The 16,146-nt window shown below is 73.6% G+C and carries 12 protein-coding genes; 10 read left to right on the top strand and 2 right to left on the bottom strand.

What is annotated here, in order from left to right; all coding sequences use genetic code 11:
- The 10 genes from phnE to IPZ69_RS29855 form a co-directional block, all read left to right on the top strand.
- The coding region (gene phnE, locus IPZ69_RS29900; RefSeq protein ID WP_308407559.1) for a phosphonate ABC transporter, permease protein PhnE at positions 1–1,669 on the top strand (1,669 nt) is incomplete at its 5' end.
- A 176-nt stretch (positions 1,670–1,845) separates the two neighbouring features.
- Positions 1,846–2,589: a GntR family transcriptional regulator gene (locus IPZ69_RS29895; protein ID WP_235457742.1), complete on the top strand. Its 744-nt coding sequence runs from the start codon at positions 1,846–1,848 to the stop codon at positions 2,587–2,589.
- 44 nt (positions 2,590–2,633) lie between these two features.
- Positions 2,634–3,068 carry a phosphonate C-P lyase system protein PhnG gene (locus tag IPZ69_RS29890; RefSeq protein ID WP_235457741.1) on the top strand — a complete coding sequence of 145 codons (435 nt, stop codon included), beginning with the start codon at positions 2,634–2,636 and terminating at the stop codon, positions 3,066–3,068.
- The gene (gene phnH / locus IPZ69_RS29885) at positions 3,065–3,751 is read left to right on the top strand and encodes a phosphonate C-P lyase system protein PhnH (protein WP_235457740.1); all 687 of its coding nucleotides are present in this window, start codon (positions 3,065–3,067) and stop codon (positions 3,749–3,751) included. The genes IPZ69_RS29890 and phnH overlap by 4 nt, the downstream gene beginning before the upstream one ends.
- Entirely contained in the window at positions 3,751–4,890 is a 1,140-nt protein-coding gene (locus IPZ69_RS29880) for a carbon-phosphorus lyase complex subunit PhnI (protein WP_235457739.1), read from the top strand. The genes phnH and IPZ69_RS29880 overlap by 1 nt, the downstream gene beginning before the upstream one ends.
- Positions 4,887–6,755: an alpha-D-ribose 1-methylphosphonate 5-phosphate C-P-lyase PhnJ gene (locus tag IPZ69_RS29875; RefSeq protein ID WP_235457738.1), complete on the top strand. Its 1,869-nt coding sequence runs from the start codon at positions 4,887–4,889 to the stop codon at positions 6,753–6,755. The genes IPZ69_RS29880 and IPZ69_RS29875 overlap by 4 nt, the downstream gene beginning before the upstream one ends.
- Before the next feature lie 5 nt (positions 6,756–6,760).
- Positions 6,761–7,525 carry an ATP-binding cassette domain-containing protein gene (locus IPZ69_RS29870; protein ID WP_235457737.1) on the top strand — a complete coding sequence of 255 codons (765 nt, stop codon included), beginning with the start codon at positions 6,761–6,763 and terminating at the stop codon, positions 7,523–7,525.
- Positions 7,522–8,763 (top strand): alpha-D-ribose 1-methylphosphonate 5-triphosphate diphosphatase, encoded by a 1,242-nt coding sequence (locus tag IPZ69_RS29865; protein WP_235457736.1) that lies wholly within the window; start codon positions 7,522–7,524, stop codon positions 8,761–8,763. Before IPZ69_RS29870 ends, IPZ69_RS29865 begins: the two co-directional genes overlap by 4 nt.
- Positions 8,760–9,617 carry an inositol monophosphatase family protein gene (locus tag IPZ69_RS29860; protein ID WP_235457734.1) on the top strand — a complete coding sequence of 286 codons (858 nt, stop codon included), beginning with the start codon at positions 8,760–8,762 and terminating at the stop codon, positions 9,615–9,617. The genes IPZ69_RS29865 and IPZ69_RS29860 overlap by 4 nt, the downstream gene beginning before the upstream one ends.
- Positions 9,614–10,153 (top strand): HD domain-containing protein, encoded by a 540-nt coding sequence (locus IPZ69_RS29855; RefSeq protein ID WP_235457732.1) that lies wholly within the window; start codon positions 9,614–9,616, stop codon positions 10,151–10,153. Before IPZ69_RS29860 ends, IPZ69_RS29855 begins: the two co-directional genes overlap by 4 nt.
- Positions 10,154–10,207: 54 nt before the next feature.
- Here the strand turns inward: IPZ69_RS29855 and IPZ69_RS29850 are convergent, their stop codons facing one another.
- Positions 10,208–11,590 (bottom strand): serine/threonine-protein kinase, encoded by a 1,383-nt coding sequence (locus tag IPZ69_RS29850; RefSeq protein WP_235457730.1) that lies wholly within the window; start codon positions 11,588–11,590, stop codon positions 10,208–10,210.
- Positions 11,587–16,002: an Hsp70 family protein gene (locus IPZ69_RS47535; protein ID WP_235457728.1), complete on the bottom strand. Its 4,416-nt coding sequence runs from the start codon at positions 16,000–16,002 to the stop codon at positions 11,587–11,589. Before IPZ69_RS47535 ends, IPZ69_RS29850 begins: the two co-directional genes overlap by 4 nt.
- Positions 16,003–16,146 lie beyond the last annotated feature (144 nt).

The following is a 16,146-nucleotide window of genomic DNA, read 5'->3' as shown; positions in this document are numbered from 1 at the left end:
CGCGCTGCTGGTGCCGGCCGCGCTCGCCGGCTTCGCCTGCTGGGCCTTCGCCGACCTGCGGATCAACGCCGCCACGCTCGTGGACAGTGCCTCCAACGCGGCGGACTTCATCCGGCGGACGGTGCCGCTCGACTTCCCGTCCCCCGCCGAGGTGCTGCGGCTGTGCGGGCAGACGATGGCCGTCGTGGTGTGCGCGACGCTGCTGTCGGTGCTGCTCAGTGTCCCGTTGGCCGTTCTCGCCGCCGGCAACACCACCCCGCACGCGACCGCGCGGTTCACGGCGCGCGGGGTCGTCGTCCTGGCCAGGGCCGTACCGGACGTGGTGCTGGCGATCGTCTTCTTCCGCGTCTTCGGACTCGGCGCACTGGCCGGCGTCCTCGCCATGGGCCTGCACTCGGTCGGCATGGTCGGCAAGATGTACGCCGACTCCATCGAGCAGATCGACGAGGGACCGCGCACCGCGGTACGGGCCACCGGCGCGGGCCGGCTCCAGCAACTCGTCTCCGGCGTAATGCCGCAGGTCCTGCCCTCCCTGGTGGCCAACGCCCTGCACCGGCTGGACATCAACCTCCGGATCTCGGTGGTGCTGGGCTTCGTCGGCGTGAACGGCCTCGGCTTCGAGATCGCGCGCTCCCTGAACGCCCTGGACTATCGGCGTGGCATGGCGCTCGCGGTGGTGGTGCTCACGTTGTGCGTGCTGGTGGAGCTGCTCTCCGGGGCGATCCGCCGGGCGCTGCTGCGCGACGCCGACGCGGGCGGACGGACGCGCCGGCGAGGGGGCGCGGTGTCCCGTACGTCCGCCGTCCTCATGTCCGTTCCGGCGCCGATGAAGCCGAAGGACGCGGGGGCGGCGGGGGACGCCACGTCCACGAACCGTTCGGTGCCACCCCGTGTCGCCCCGCCCTGGACGCCCCGCCGCGTCCGCCGTACCGCCTACGCCGTCGTGACCGTGCCGGCACTCGCCGCCTCCGTGTGGGGCGCCGGTCTCGCACCGGGCCAGTTCTTCGGCGCGCTCGGCAACCTCGGCCCCACGCTCGGGCTGTTCTGGCCGCCGAGCACCGGGGGCATCCTGCCGGACCTGCTCTCCGACCTGTTCGACACCGTCGAGATCGCCTTCGCCGCGACCCTGATCGGCGCGGTGCTGGCGCTGCCCGTCGGCGCGCTGGCCGCCCGCAACGTCGCGCCCTCGCCCGCGACGGCCGCCGTGTTCCGGGGCGTGGTGGTGCTGGTCCGCGGCGTCCCCGAGCTCGTCCTCGCCATCGTCTTCGTGGTGATCACCGGCCTCGGCGCGGTGGCCGGCGCGCTGGCCCTGGGCGTGGGCGCGGTCGGGCTGCTGGGCAAGCTCGTCGCCGACTCGCTGGAGGAGGTCGACCCGGGGGTGGAGGCGGCGGTACGGGCCACCGGTGCGGGACGCTGGCAGGTCTTCTGCGCGGCGACGTTGCCGCAGGCCGCGCCCGCCTTCGTCGGCCATGTCCTCTACCAGCTCGACGTCAACATCCGCTCCGCGACGTTGCTCGGCATCGTCGGCGCGGGCGGCATCGGCTTCGACCTGCTCAACGCCTCGCGGGTGCTGGATTTCGGGGTCGTCACCACCGTACTGCTGCTGGTGTTCGCCACCGTGCTCGTCGTGGAGCTGCTCGCGGTGTGGCTGCGCCGCGTCGTCCGCTGACGACCGCGACCGCTCCGTCCTCCATCCACCACCCCATCGCGCCCTTCTCCCGTGGATTCCATGGAAGAAGGGCGCTTCGAACCGGGAAACAACTGACACGGCTGTTCACCGTCCCGGTCGGACGCGTTGGTCGTACGCAGGTTGTCCGGACGAGTTGGCCGACGAGAGTTCCTCGTGTGAGTGCGACCAGGTATCTGGAGATCGCGGAGCAGTTGTCCGCCGAGCTGGCCGAGTACGCCCGGGGCACCCGGGTGGCCAGCGAGGCCGAGATCGCCCGGCGGTTCGGCGTGGGCCGGGCCGCCGCACGGGCGGCCGTACAGGAATTGGAACGCCGGTTCGTCGTCCGCCGGACCCAGGGGTCGGGCACCTTCGTCAACCGGCGCATCGACTACGTCATCTCGCGCAGCGTCCCGCCGTCGTGGTCCACCACGATCGCGGCGGCGGGCGCCACCCCGCGTGCGCTGGTCAAGTCGGTCCGCACGATCCCGCTGCCCGCCGATCTGGCGGACCGGTTCGAGCGGCCCGCCGGCTCGCCCGTGCACGAGGTGGTGCGCGAGTTCTACATCGACGACCTGCTCGCCTCCTGGACCCACGAGTGGATCCCGGTGGACGAGGTGCCCGACCTGGATCTGGCCCTGCACGCGGTCGACTCCGTCGATCTGGTGCTCCGCCAGATGGTGCGGGTACGGCCGATGCGCGCCTGGTGCCGGGTCAGCATCGACGTCCCGCCGCCCGACGTCCTGCGCGCCCTGCGCACGGAGAGCAGCCTGCCCGCCTGGCTGGTGGAGAGCGTCAGCCGCGACGAGGCGGCCGGCAACGTCCTGATGTGCAGCCGTACCTGGACCCGCGCCGACGCGGTCCGCGTCGTGGTCGAACTCGACGAACACACCTCGTCGAGCGGTCACACCGCGCAGGGCTGACACACCCCACAGAGCCGATACACCGCAAGGAACCTGGAGAAAAGGTGACACACGTATGGAGCAGGGAGCGTCGCTGCGCCCTGCTGGCCGAGGCCGAAAGGGCCGAACTGATCGAACTGGCCGACGCCTGCATCGCCGACGGCGCCGAGGTACGGGTCCTGGTGGCGCCCGAGGTCGGCTGCGTGACCGCGCAGGTCCGCGAGCCGGTCCTGGCACAGCGGTTCCTGCTCGGTGACGTCCTGGCCTGCCGGGCCGAGGTGGAAGTGGCCGGTCACCGCGGCTGGGCCATGCGCCTCGGGGACGACCGCGCGGCCGTACTGGCCGCCGCCGTACTCGACGCCGAGGTGCAGTCGGGCCGGCCCCGGACCGCCGACGTCGACCGGCTGTGCGAGCGGGTCGCGCGCCGCCGGGAGCGGCAGGAGAGCCAGGAGTGGGCGGAACTCGCCCCGACCGTCGTCGAGTTCGAGGAGCTGACGTGACCGCCGTCGAGACCGGGCCGGCCCCCGCCGCCGACCCCTGGGGGACCGCGGACCTGGTGACCGCGGCCAAGCTGAGCCCCGCCCGGGCACAGGGCGTCTTCCGGGCCGTACTGGACGCCCTGGCGCGACCGGGCACGGTGACCCGCTTCCCCGCCGACCTGGCGGCCGTGGTGCCGCCCGCGCTGCTGCCGGTCCTCGCGCTCGCCGACCTCGGCACCGGCATCCGTGTCCTGGAGGAGGACGGCGCCGCGCTCTGGTCGGACGTGCTGAGCCTGGCGACCAACGCCCCGGCGGTGCCGCTGGACAAGGCCCGGCTCGTCGCCTCCGTACGACCGGTTGCGCCCGCGGAGATCCTGCGCCTGGCCCGGGGTACGGCCGACGCCCCGGAGGACGGCGCCCTGCTCTGCCTGCCGGTGACCGCGCTGGAGGGCGGGCCGTCGACGTGGCGGCTGTCCGGGCCGGGTGTGCCGGGCGAGCGGGAGGTCGCTCCGCGGGGCGTGCCGGACGGGTTCGTCGAGGCGCGCGCCGAGGCCGTCGGCGGCTTCCCCGCGGGGGTCGATCTGCTGCTGGCCGCGCCCGACGGCCGCCTCATGGGCCTGCCGCGCAGCACCGCCGTCGCCGTCGTGGCCCCGCACGCCATGACCGATGCCGTGACCGATGCCGTGTCCGAGGAGGAGAACTGATGGGGTACTCGGGAGCACGCGGCGGACTGGAGGCGATCCTCGCCGCCGAGGATCTGGTCCGCCGCAAGCGCGACCACGCGCCCGCGCCCTGGGCGTCGACCGAGCAGATCACCGCCCGTTTCCGGCTGGCCGTCGACCGGGTGATGGGCGAGGCCGGCCTCTACGACGAGCCGACCGCGGCCGCCGCCTTCCGGCAGGCCGAGGGCGACACCCTGGAGGCCTCGCACCTGCTGCGGGCCCAGCGGTCCACCCTGCCGCGGCTGGCGGTGAGCGAAGCCGTCGACCCGGGCGAGATGACCGTGCTGCGCCGCATCGTGCCCGCGTTCCGCGAGCCCGACGGACCGCAACTCCTCGGCCGCACCTCGGACTACACCGGCCGCCTGCTGGAGCGGCCCGAGGGCCCGCCCGAGCCGCCGACCGAGGAATCGGCCCGCACTGAGGTCACGGAGGTCACGGAGGTCCCGGAGCGCACCGAGGAGCAGCGCAGCCCGCGCCGGTTCCTCGACCTGCTCCGCAAGCTGGACCTGGTCTCCGAGGGGCGCACCGGCGACGACCCCGAGCCGCACGACATCACCCGCAAGCCCGCCCGGCCGCCCGCCGACCGGTCCGCCGTCCTCGCCGCCATGGCCCGCGCCGAGTCCGGGGCGCTGGTCGCCCTCTGGTACCGCTCGGTCCTCGGACCCGACGGCGACGTCCACGAGATCACCCTCGGCGAGCTGCGGCACGGCCGGCTCCCGCTGCGGGTGCGCCACCCGCACACCGGAAACCCGGTCACCGTCGGCGAGTTCCGGGTCACCGAGGCCGAGGCCATCGAGGACCTGGACGGCGCGGACGAGGACCGTACCCGCTTCGACATCGGCTACGGCCTGTGCTTCGGGCACAACGAGCGCAAGGCCATCGCCATGGCCAACCTGGACATCGCCAACCGCCGGTTCGGCCGCAGCGGCCCGCTGGAGCAGCTGCTGCTGCTCACGGTGGACGGTCTCGACTCGGGCGGCTTCCTGGAGCACCTGAAGCTCCCCCACTACGTCACCTTCCGCTCGATGGTCGAGCGCAAGCAAGCCATGCGGGCCGCCGCCGAGGCGGGCGAGGACCTGCCGGCCCGGGCCGCCGAGCCCACGGGAAAGGACTGCCGATGAGCACGACGACGTACGACACCGCTCAGCCGTCCGGGATCGGCGCGCTCGTCGCCGAGGCGGACGCGGGCAGCCCGCCCGCCGGGATCCTCGACGAGGACGCCAAGCGCGAGATCCGCCGGGCCTGTCTCGCCGCGGTCTGCGTGCCCGGCTACCAAGTCCCCTTCGGCTCCCGGGAGATGCCGGTCGCCCGCGGCTGGGGCTCGGGCGGCCTCCAGGTCACCCTCGGGGTGATCGGCGCCGACGACACGGTGAAGGTGATCGACCAGGGCGACGACGCCGGCGTCAACGCCACCAACCTGCGCCGGATGATCGCGCGGACCACCGGGTGCGGCGAGTCCGCCGACACCCGTGAGGCCACGGTCGTACAGACCCGCCACCGCGTCCCCGAGGAGGCACTGACCGACCGGCACGTGCTCGTCTACCAGGTGCCCGTGCCCGAACCGCTGCGCGGTGTGCAGAAGTCGGTGGCCGAGTGCGCGCGGATGCACGCCGAGGGCGACTACTCCGCGATGTGGGTCAGCCTCTACGAGGACATCGTCCGCAACGGCATGATCACCGCGAGCACCGGCTACCCGGTGCTGGTCGGCGGCCGCTATGTGATGGCGACCAGCCCCATCCCGCGCTGGGACGTGCCCCGCCTCCACCGGGCCGAGCAGCTCAACCTCTTCGGCGCGGGCCGAGAGAAGCGCATCTACGCGGTGCCGCCGCACACCGAGGTACGGCCCCTCACCTTCGACGACGTGCCCTTCGAGGTCGAGCACGAGCCGGGCGGGCGCTGCAAGTTCTGCGGCAGCGACGACGTCTATCTCGTCAACGCCGGTACCGAGGGCGCCTTCGCCTGCAGCGACACCGAGTGGTGCGCGCGGGTCCAGGCCGCGGACGCCGACACCGCCGCCCACCGGGAACGCGCGCCGCTGGCCCTGCTGCCCGATCCGGCGGCCCGCGCGGGACGCCGCGCCGCCCCCTTGGTCCGTAAGACCCCCGCGGACGACGCGCCCGCGCCCGCCCGCAGGACCCGGACCGGCGGCCCCGAATGGGCCCTGCGCGTCGACGGCATCGGCAAGGTGCACGGCGCGGGCGGCGCGTCCGCCGTCCCCGGCACGGGTCCCGAGCACGGCACCGCGATCAGCCCGTCCACCGGCGCCGTGGTGGCCGCCTGGGACGTCTCCTTCGACGTGGCGCCCGGTGAAGCCCTGGGCCTCATCGGCGAGTCGGGCTCCGGCAAGTCCACCGTGCTGCGCTGCGTCATCGGCGACGAGCCCGCCACCGCCGGACAGGTCCACCTCGCCTCGGTGGACGACGGCGCCTCCGAGGTGCTCGCCCTGCCCCCGGCCGTCCGGCGGCGGCTGCGGATCGACTCGATGGCCGTCGTCTACCAGGACCCGGCCGCCGGACTCGACCTGCGCGTCTCCGCCGGCGGCAACATCGCCGAGCGGCTGACGGCGGCGGGCTGGCGCGGCTACCACGCCATCCGGCGCCGCGCGGCCGAACTGCTGGACCGGGTCGAGGTACCGCTGTCCCGCATGGACGACCCCGTGCACACCTTCTCCGGCGGCATGCGGCAGCGCGTGCAGATCGCCAAGGCCCTGGCCACCGAACCGCCCGTACTGCTGCTCGACGAGCCCACCACCGGTCTCGACGCCTCCGTCGCCGCGGGCGTGCTCGACCTGCTGCGCAGCCTGCTCTCCGAGCGGGACGTCGCGGCCGTGGTCGTCAGCCACGACTTCTCCGTGATCGAGGCACTGACCGACCGCACGCTCGTCATGCAGACGGGCCGGGTCGTCGAACAGGGCCTGACCGACCAGCTCTTCCACGACCCCCACCACCCCTACACCCAGCGGCTCGTCGCCGCCGCCCGGAGGTGAGCCCGGTGAACACGAACCACCCCGCATCCGAGCCCCAGGACGCCGTCCTGTCCGTACGCGCCCTGTACAAGTCCTTCACCCTGCACAGCATCGACGGCCGGACCGTGCCCTCGCTGCACGGCGTCGACCTCGACGTGCGCACCGGCGAGCACGTCGCCCTCGCGGGCCCGAGCGGCGCCGGCAAGTCCTCGCTGCTGCGCTGCGTCCACCGCACCTACCTGCCGGACTCCGGTTCCGTACGACTGCGTACGGCGGCCGGGCCGGTGGAGCTGACCACGCTGGGCGACCGGGCGATGGCCCGGCTGCGCGGCCGGGAGTTCGGCTATGTCTCGCAGTTCCTCGCCGCCCCGCCGCGCACCGGCCCGCTGGAGGTGGTCGCCGCGACCGCCCGGCGGCGCGGACTCGACCGGGCCGAGGCGCGTCAGGCCGCGGCGGCCGCGCTGCACCGGCTCAACCTCGACGAGACGCTGTGGGACGTCGACTGCGGTGTCCTGTCCGGCGGTGAGCGCCAGCGGGTGAACCTCGCGGCGGGCACGGTGCAGCCGCCCCGGCTGCTGCTGCTCGACGAGCCGGTCTCCGCGCTGGACCCGGCCAACCGGGAGGCCGCGCTGGAGCTGATCGACTCGCTGGCGGGGCAGGGCGTCGCCGTCCTCGCCGTCTTCCACGACATGGACGCCATACGGCAGTTGGCGTCCCGGGTGGTGTTCGTCAGGGACGGCCGGATCGCCCGCCAGGGCACACCGGCCCAGATGCTGGAGGCAGCCGCATGAGCACGCAACTGGTGAGCAGGGAAGGGGCCGAGGCGCCGGTCCAGGGCTGGACGCCGGCCGCCCCGCCCGCGGACTACGTGCTCGGGCACGTGCGGGCGGTGCTGCCCGACCGGGTGCTGGACGACGCGCTCGTCGCCGTACGCGACGGCCGGATCGCCGCCGTCGAACCGCACCCGGCCGGTGTGGAGGCGGACGTCGACGGGCAGGGCCTGCTGTGCCTGCCCGGCCTGGTGGACGTGCACAGCGACGGACTGGAGAAGGAGCTGCTGCCCCGGCCCGGCGCCGAACTGCCCCTGGAGTTCGCGTTGTTGTCCTTCGAGGGCAAGCTCCGCGCGGCCGGTGTCACGACCGCGTTCCACGGCGCGGCGTTCGAGGAGAGCGGCGGGCGCGGGATGCGCCGGACGCTGGAGAACGCGCGGCGGATCTGCGCGGCCGTGGCGGGCCGGGGCGACGACGGCCTGGTGGACCACCGGATCCTGCACCGGCTGGACATCCGCTGTCCCGAGGGCCTGGCCGGACTGCGGCAGCGGCTCGCGGAGCTCGGCGACGACGGCCGGGGACCCGTCCTGGTCTCGCACGAGGACCACACCCCGGGCCAGGGCCAGTACACGGACCGCACCTACTACGAGCGGTATCTCGTCGGCACGCGCGGGGTCACCGAGGACGAGGCCCGCGCCTATGTCGACCAGCTGATCGTGGACCGGGACGGCCGGCTCGGCGTCCGCGAGGAGGCCCTGGACTGGCTCGGCGAGCAGGCCCGCACCGGCCGGATCCGGCTGCTCGGGCACGACCCCGGTTCGCCGCGGGAGATCGAGGAGCTGTGCGAACGGGGCGGAGCGGTCGCCGAGTTCCCCACCACGACGGCGGCCGCCAAGGCGGCACGCGAGCACGGCATGCCGGTCGTGATGGGCGCGCCGAACGTCCTGCGCGGCCACTCGCACAACGGCAACGCCTCCGGCCGTGAGCTGGTCGCCCGCGGCCTGGTCACCGCGCTCGCCTCCGACTACCTGCCCTCGGGGCTGCTCGGGGCGGCGCTGCTGCTCGCACAGGAGGGGCTGGCGCCGCTGCCCGAGGCGGTCGGCCTGGTCACCGGCGGTGCCGCGGACGTCGCCGGGCTGCGGGACCGCGGCCGTCTGGAGCCGGGCCTGCGGGCCGACCTGGTGCTGGCCGAGCCGGGCCGCCCCTGGCCCGTCGTCGCGGCCGTCCTGCGCGCCGCCTGCGGGGGTGACGCCGGATGAGCGGGACGAGCGGGACGACCGGGACGAGCGGTCACATCCCCTGGCCGGTGCCCGAACCGGCACTGCCCTCCGGTGTCCACCCGGCGCTGGCCGACGCGACCCGGGCCGCCGTCACCGCCTTCCGGGCCGCGCGCGAGACGTACGACCGGGCCCGGCTGTCCGAGAAGGTGGGGCTGGGCGCCGACGGGACGCCCACGATGCGGCTGGACATCCTGGTGGACACCGCGATCGCCGAGGTCGTGGACGCCCACCGGATCAACCTGCTCAGCGAGGAGTTGGGCCACATCGACAACGGGTCCGCCGTCACGCTCGTCACCGACCCGGTGGACGGCACGGCGAACGCCGCCTCGGGCGTCCCGCTGTCCGCCTTCGCGGGCGTCGTCGCGGTGGACGGCGTACCGCAGGAGGCGCTGACCTGCTGGCTGGAGACCGGGCGCTGCTGGCACACGGTGGCGGGGCAGCCGTCGCCGTACCGCACGAGCGGCCGTACGGAACTGGACGGGGCGGCGGTCAGCCTCCTGCGCCCGCAGCCGCACATCGCCGACGCGTGGTGGCGGGTGGCGACGCGGGCCGCCAGGATCCGCATCCTGTCGACGAGTTGCCTGGAGGCGGCGTTGGTGGCCGAGGGGTCGACGGACGCGTTCGCCGACGCCGGCTCCGACACGCACCGGATCGTGGACCTGGCGGCCGCGATGCTGACGGTGCCCGCGGCGGGCGGCGCGGTGATCGATGTGCACGGCCGCCCGCTGGAGATCGACCCCGACCTCACCCGCCGCTGGTCCGGCGTGGTCGCGGCGACCCCGGAGCTCGCGGAGGAACTGGCCGACGCCATCCGCGGAACGGAGCGGCCATGACCGCGCCGATCCCGCTCACGGACGAGGAACTGACCGCGCTCGTCGACGGCCTCGCGGGCCTGCCGTACGGCGGGGAGGCCGTCGACCAGCGCAGCCACGCGCTGCAGACGGCGTGGCTGGCGATGGAGGCGGGCGCGGACGACGAACTGGTGGTCGCCGCGGCCCTGCACGACATCGGCCGCGCCCGCCAGGTCCGCGCCGAGCACCCGGGTCTGCCGCACGAGCTGGCCGGCGCCGCGTTCGCCCGGCGCCGTCTGGGCGAGCGCGCGGCCTGGGTCATCGCCCAGCACGTACCGGCCAAGCGCTACCTGGTCACCACCGACCCGGCGTACCGCGCCCTGCTCAGCCCGGTGTCGATCGCGTCCCTGAAGGTTCAGGGCGGCCCGATGGACGCACACGAGGCGGCCGGGTTCGCGGCCCATCCACTGGCCCCGGACGCGGTGGCCCTGCGCCGCTGGGACAACGCGGCGAAGGACCCGCAGGGCCCGCTGCTGCCCATGCCGGCCCTGCTGGCGGCACACGCCCGGATCGCCTAGAAGACGCGAGGGCCCCGACCGTCGGTCGAGGCCGGGGCCCTCGTTTCCGCGGGGTCAGGAATCGCCGCCACCGGCGCGGGGACGTCCCGTCAGGGAGCCTTCGGGCTCGGCCAGCACCAGCCGGCCGGCCTCGCCGCGCAGCCGGGCCGTGACCTGGGGCCGCTCCTCCTGCCGCGTGGCGAAGTGCCGCCGCAACCCGGGCTCCGGTGCGTACCCGTAGCGGGCGAGGTAGTAGGCGATCTGGTCGGACCAGACCCACGTTCCGTCGGTGCGGAAGGCCGCGGGCACCACCCTGCCGCGTCCGGGATCGACCCGGTCCGGCTCGTCCGGCAGGAGCACGGCGGCGGGCGCTTCGCGCAGGCACCCCAGCAGGGCGGTCCTTTCCTCGGCCGAGGCGATGCGCTCGTGCGCGGCTCCCATGACCGGACGGCCGTCGGGCGCGTGCAGATCGAAGACGCGGGCCAAGGTGAGTCCGCCGGGCCGGTCCTGACCGCCGACCGCTGTCCCGAGGGGATCCCCCGCGGCGTCCGAGACGCGTGCGCGATACGGAGGAGCCAGTCGTGTGAGCCGGCTGCGCACGGCAAGCGCGTCAGGAGGGCGGGCCCCGGGTTCCTTGGCCAGCAGATCGAGGACGAGCCGCTCGAAATCGACGGAGACGTCGGGCTTTCCGGCCCGCAGCCCGGACGGCTCCTCGGCCAGGTGCCGGGCGGCGACCTCACCCTCCGGGCCCGTCCCGAACGGCGGTGTTCCCACGGTGAGTTCGTACAGCAGGCAGCCGAGGGAGTACAGGTCCGCACGCAGGTCGACCCGTAGGCCGCGGAGCTGTTCCGGGGCGGCGTACGGCACGGTACCGATGAACCCTCCGTCGGCGGTCAGCCGCGTCTGCGCGGCCGCCGTCGACACGGATCCGGACTTGAGCAGCCCCGCGACACCGAAGTCCAGGACCTTGACGACGCGTGCCCCGGTGAGGATGAGGTTGGACGGCTTGAGGTCCCGGTGCACGACCTTCTCGGCGTGCACTTTCGCGAGGGCGTCGCAGACCTGGACGCCCCAGGCGACGACGTCCGCCGGGGCCGGAAGTCCTTCCAGCCGGACGTGAACGTCCAGCGGCGTGCCCTGCACCAGTTCCATGACGACGTACAGCGGGTCTTCCCCGAAGTCGTACACCGTCACGATGTTGGGATGGCCGGCGAGGTTCGCCGTGATCTTCGCTTCCCGTCGGAAGCGGGCCGATCTCAGGTCCGCGTACGGACCCGCTTGAGAGCCGAGACGTCGGTGTCGTATGCCGGACCGGATCAGCTTGACGGCGACCTGCCGGTCGAGTCTCTCGTCCCAGGCCCGCCACACCTCCCCCATGCCCCCGGCTCCGAGGAGGCCGCGCAGCCGGTAGCGGCCGTCGATCAGCCGGCCCTCCGAGGAGTCCGTCGTGTCGATCACCGCGCCGTCTCCTCGGCGCCGGGCTCGGACAGCCCGAACCCGGCACTCGCGAGCAGCGGAGCCAGCGAGTCGACCGACAACGCGAACGTGGTCGGCTTCGCATCCGGCTGCACCAGGATGCCGATCACTTCACCGAGTTCGTTGAGCAGCGGCCCGCCGCCCGCCTCGGAGGTGAGCGGCAGATCGGCACGGAACAGCTTCAGGTCGTGCTCGGGAAATGCCTCGAAGCCCTGGACGGTGCCCACCACGAGCATCTGGTCGGAAGCGGCCGCCCACGCCTGGTCCCCGATGTTCGTGAGCCTGGGGAAGCCCAGTCGCAGCGGCTGGACCGGTACCCGCTCGGCCAGCAGGAGCACGCAGGCGTCGACGGCCGTGGAGTCGGGGCGAAAGACGCGGCGCACGGCCCGTGTTCCCACGGTCATGTGCACCGTGAGCCCCGAGGACGGATCCTCCGGCCAACGGCCACCGGTCAGTACATGCCGGTCCGACACGAGGAAGCCGCCGCCCTCCCGGCCGCTGCCGTCGGACACCCGTACCAGGGCCGGGCGGGCCGCGGCGAGGTACAACTCCTCATGGTCAGGGTCCAGGACGATCGCCGGCAGCCGCGGCGCGTCCGCGAGCAGGGTCTCCCGGTACCGCGCGCGGTCGCCGACGCCGGCCAGGCAGCGCAGACGGCGGCGCAGGTCCTCCGGATCGGACAGCGGCTCGGTCTGCTCGTCGTGCGCGCGCAGGGCGCGTTGGTGGTCGCCCGCGTCGTGCAGGGCCCGGAAACGGTGCAGCGGATCGGTGTCCGCCGCGGCCACGGCCGCGAGCACGCCGTTCCATCCGGCCATACGGACCATGCCCTGCCGCATCCGGTCGAGGTGCTCGGCGAGCCGCTCGGCGAGATGTCGTCCGGCGTCGGCCCGGTCCAGCGCGGCGGGATGCTCCAGATAGTCCCGAACGGTGACCGTCAGGTCGCGCAACGGGCCCCGCAACGACAGCAGTTCGGACTCCACGTCGGTCGCCTCGTTGCCGTACATCTCCGCCAGCAGCCGCTGGCTCTGCCGGTCCAGCGGTACGCGGGCCGGCCGGTGGGCTTCGAGCCGGTCCCGGAACTCTCGGCAGAGTCGTTCCGGGTCGAGGCCGGCGGCCTGGTCCACGAGGTCGCGCAGGGTGCGTCGGACGTCCTCCAACTCGCGTTGCACCGACTGCCGCTCCGCCATCTCCCGGATCTCGCGCGGGGACAGGAGGGTGGGGTCGGTGATCCGGGCCGAATTGGACTGGCCGGTGCCCTTGTCCACCGCGGTCACTTCGAGCACGCAGCTCGCGTCGAACGAGAACGTGACCTCGATCTGCGGCTTCCCCTTCGGCAGGGGCGGGATGCCGACGAGCTCGAACTGGCCGATCTTCGAGGCGGCGTCGACCTGCCCGTTGTAGATCTCGATCAGCACGGTGTCCTGGTTGTCACGAACCGTGGTGTAGATCTGACTTCGTTGTGCCGGAATCCAGTTGTTCGCCTCGATGATGGTGCTGAACCGCTGCTCCTTGGTCTCCGGGTCGTGGACGCTGATACCGAGCGGCAGCGGAGTGACGTCCTGCAGGAGTGTCTCGCCGAGATCCCCGGCCCGCACCGCGCCCTGCAGAGCGGCACCGAACGCCACCACCGCACGTGGGTCGGGGAAGCCCGTCCGTTTGCGCCCGAAGACCTTCTCCGCGACCTCGCTCACGAGCGGTGACAGCATGGGTCCGCCCACCAGCACCAGGTGCTGGGGCTCGTCGGCGAAGACGTCCCGGGCCCAGTCGGCCTTGGCCTTCTCGCAGACCCGGCGCAGCGCGTCGAGCGGTTCGGCGAGCACTCCCGCGAGTTCGGCACGGGTGAGTTCGAGGCGCACGCTCGGCCGGCCCAGGAAGGCGTTGAGCGTGTAGTCGGCCTCCTCCCGGGAGGACAGCGCGATCTTCAGGTATTCGGCGGCGATCTCCAGCCGCTGCCGCGCCAGTCCGGAGGCGGGGACGTCCACCCCTTCGTCGCGCAGCCGGTCGGCCAGGAAGTCGGCGATGGCGGCGTCGAAGTCCCGGCCACCGTACTTGGTGTCACCGAACACCTGGTTCACCGTGTACATGGTGCCGTCCACGTCGACGAAGCTCGCGTCGAGGGTGCCCGCCCCCAGGTCGAGTACGGCGACCTGACCGTCCAGTCGCCGCTGCCGGGACACGGCCATGCACGCGGCCGTGGGTTCGTGGATCAGGCGCTCCACCTCGACCCCGGCGATCCGGCAGGCGTCCCGGGTGGCGCTCTTGGCATTGTTGTGGAAGTAGGCGGGAATCGTCACGATCGCCCTCGGCCGGCTCACCGCGAGATCGTGGTGTTCGGCGGCCCAGTCGAGCCACTCCTCCCGGATCTCGCCGAGTTCGGCGCGGGCGAACCCGGCGATCCTCTCCTTGACCTGCTCGACCAGGAAGGACTCGACCAGGGTGCGTCCATGGCCGATCATCCGGGCGGACACCTCTTGCGGCCGGTAGGTGCGCTCCCGGATCTTGAACCGGGTCCGGCCGCCCATCTGCCGCTTGGCGGCGCTGACATGGCCGACGATCCTGCGCGCCAGCATGGCATCGCCGGTCAGTCCGACGATCTCCTCGCCGTCCTCGGTCACACTCAGCGTCGAGGCGAAGTACGGCTGCCCGGCGTGCGGACAGACAACCGGTCGCTGGGCTTCCGTGTCGTAGACGGCCGCCACGCAGGTGCTGGTGCCCAGGTCCATGCCCCAGATCCGGGAGAACCGGCGGTCGACCTCCTGTTTGGCCCGGGTCGCCCACTCCTCGACCTTGTCCTCGAAGGCTCCGCGGCCGGCGGCGCCCGCGGCCTCCAGCGCGTCGAGCACTCGCTGCCGCGACGGGCCGTCCACCATGGCCTCGTCGTCGATCAGCGAGCGCAGCACCGCGAGGGCGTGCGAAGCGGCCCCCCTGCTCGCGAGGGCGTCGAGGCAGAGGCGGACGAGTTCGTCGATGTCGCCCGACCGGCGCAGGTACCCGGACAGGCGGGAGTCCTCGATCGCCTCGTCCCCGCGCCACCCGATCAGGCACCGGGCTGCCGACACGGGGTCGTCGGCCCGTTCGTAGAGGGCGACCGCCTCCGCGTGACGGTCGGTCTGCTCGTGCAGGCGGGCGGCACCGAGCAGGTCGCCGCCCTCCTCCCGGGCCGCCGCCCGGGCGGCCAGGCCCTCTGGGGAGTCGTCGTTGTGCAGGACGCGGTCGGCGTCGCCGTAGCGCTCGACCGCCTTGTAGAGGCGGTGCGCGCGGTAACGCTCGTCGGCGTCCTCGGCATGCCGTGCCGCTGCGAGGAGATCTTCGGCCTCCTCCTCGAACCTGCTCCATTCCTGGTGCACCGACTGGCGGGTGTCGTCGTCGGGGGCGGTCTGGCTGAGGCCCTGGAGGCGTCGGCGCTCGACCGCCGTCACCGCCTGACGCAAGCTCTTCAGTTCGTCGCGCCTGTGCACCACCGGCTCGGCGGGTTCGGCCTTGTCCAGCAGGCTCAGCAGGGCACGGATGCGCCGTACGGCCTCCATGTGCTCGCCCTGCTCGACCAGGGCGTCGATCTCCGCCCGGCACTCACCGGCGAGACGGGCCATGCGCTCCGGCTCGTTCTCCGGGCAGTTCTCCAACGCGGCCCGGACGTCACCGAGTTGCTCATGGCAGTGGCTCATCCGGTCGCGGCGCCCGGCCCGTTCGTAGTGGGGCAACGCGTCCGCGGGCCTTCCCTCGGCGAGGGTCAGGTCCCCCGCCCGGTCCGACAGCCGCCGGGCGAACTCGGTGTCTCCTGCCGCGTCGGCCAGGTCCAGGCCGGCCCGGACGTCCTCCAGCCGCGAGGACCGCAGGCAGCACGCCAGCGCCTCGCGTTGCCGGGCGGGGGTGTCCGCGAGCCGCACCGCGTCGGCGCCCCGGCCCAGGAGCAGCCGTACGTCGAACCGCTCCGGCAGCAGCTGTTGCGGAAGGTGGTCGAAGAAGGCCGACCAGAGGTCGGCGTCCCTGCCCAGCCCCGTCCGCGCGGTGTGGGCCTCCAACGCCGTCGTCACGACGGTCCCGTCCAGCCCCCCGGTCTCCTGCAGGCCGCTCAGCCAGGAGACGAGCCGCTCGGCGTCCGCGGCCTCGCCGAGCAGACGCGCCAGGGAGTGACACGCCCTGGCGCGGAGCGCGTGCTCGTCCAGCCTGACCGCGACGTCGTTGACGACGTCGAGCACCGTTCGGTCGAAGTGCCCGGCCAGGGCCAGCAGTTGCTCCCGTTCGGCCGCCTCGAAGGCCGATGCGTACTGTTCGGCGGGCAGACGGGCGTCGTACTGTGCGAACAGGTCGCGTGCCAGCGCCGGATTCTCGTGGAGGGCGAGCAGCAGCGCACGTCCGTACGCGGTGGCCGCGCGGTCGGCGTCGCGGCCCACGAGCACCGTGGGCCGGAATCGCGACGCGACCCCTTTCACGGCTCGGCGCAGCTTCCAGGAAGCGCCTGCTGACGCGTCCTCACGTAACATGGGCCCCCGCTTCTCCCGCCACGGCCGGACTCCGTCAGTCTAGGCCGCGGGACG

The organism is Streptomyces olivochromogenes, from assembly GCF_021538895.1.
In the GTDB taxonomy this organism is placed as follows: Bacteria; Actinomycetota; Actinomycetes; order Streptomycetales; family Streptomycetaceae; genus Streptomyces; species Streptomyces olivochromogenes_A.
This window is presented reverse-complemented; position numbering and strand designations above follow the sequence as displayed.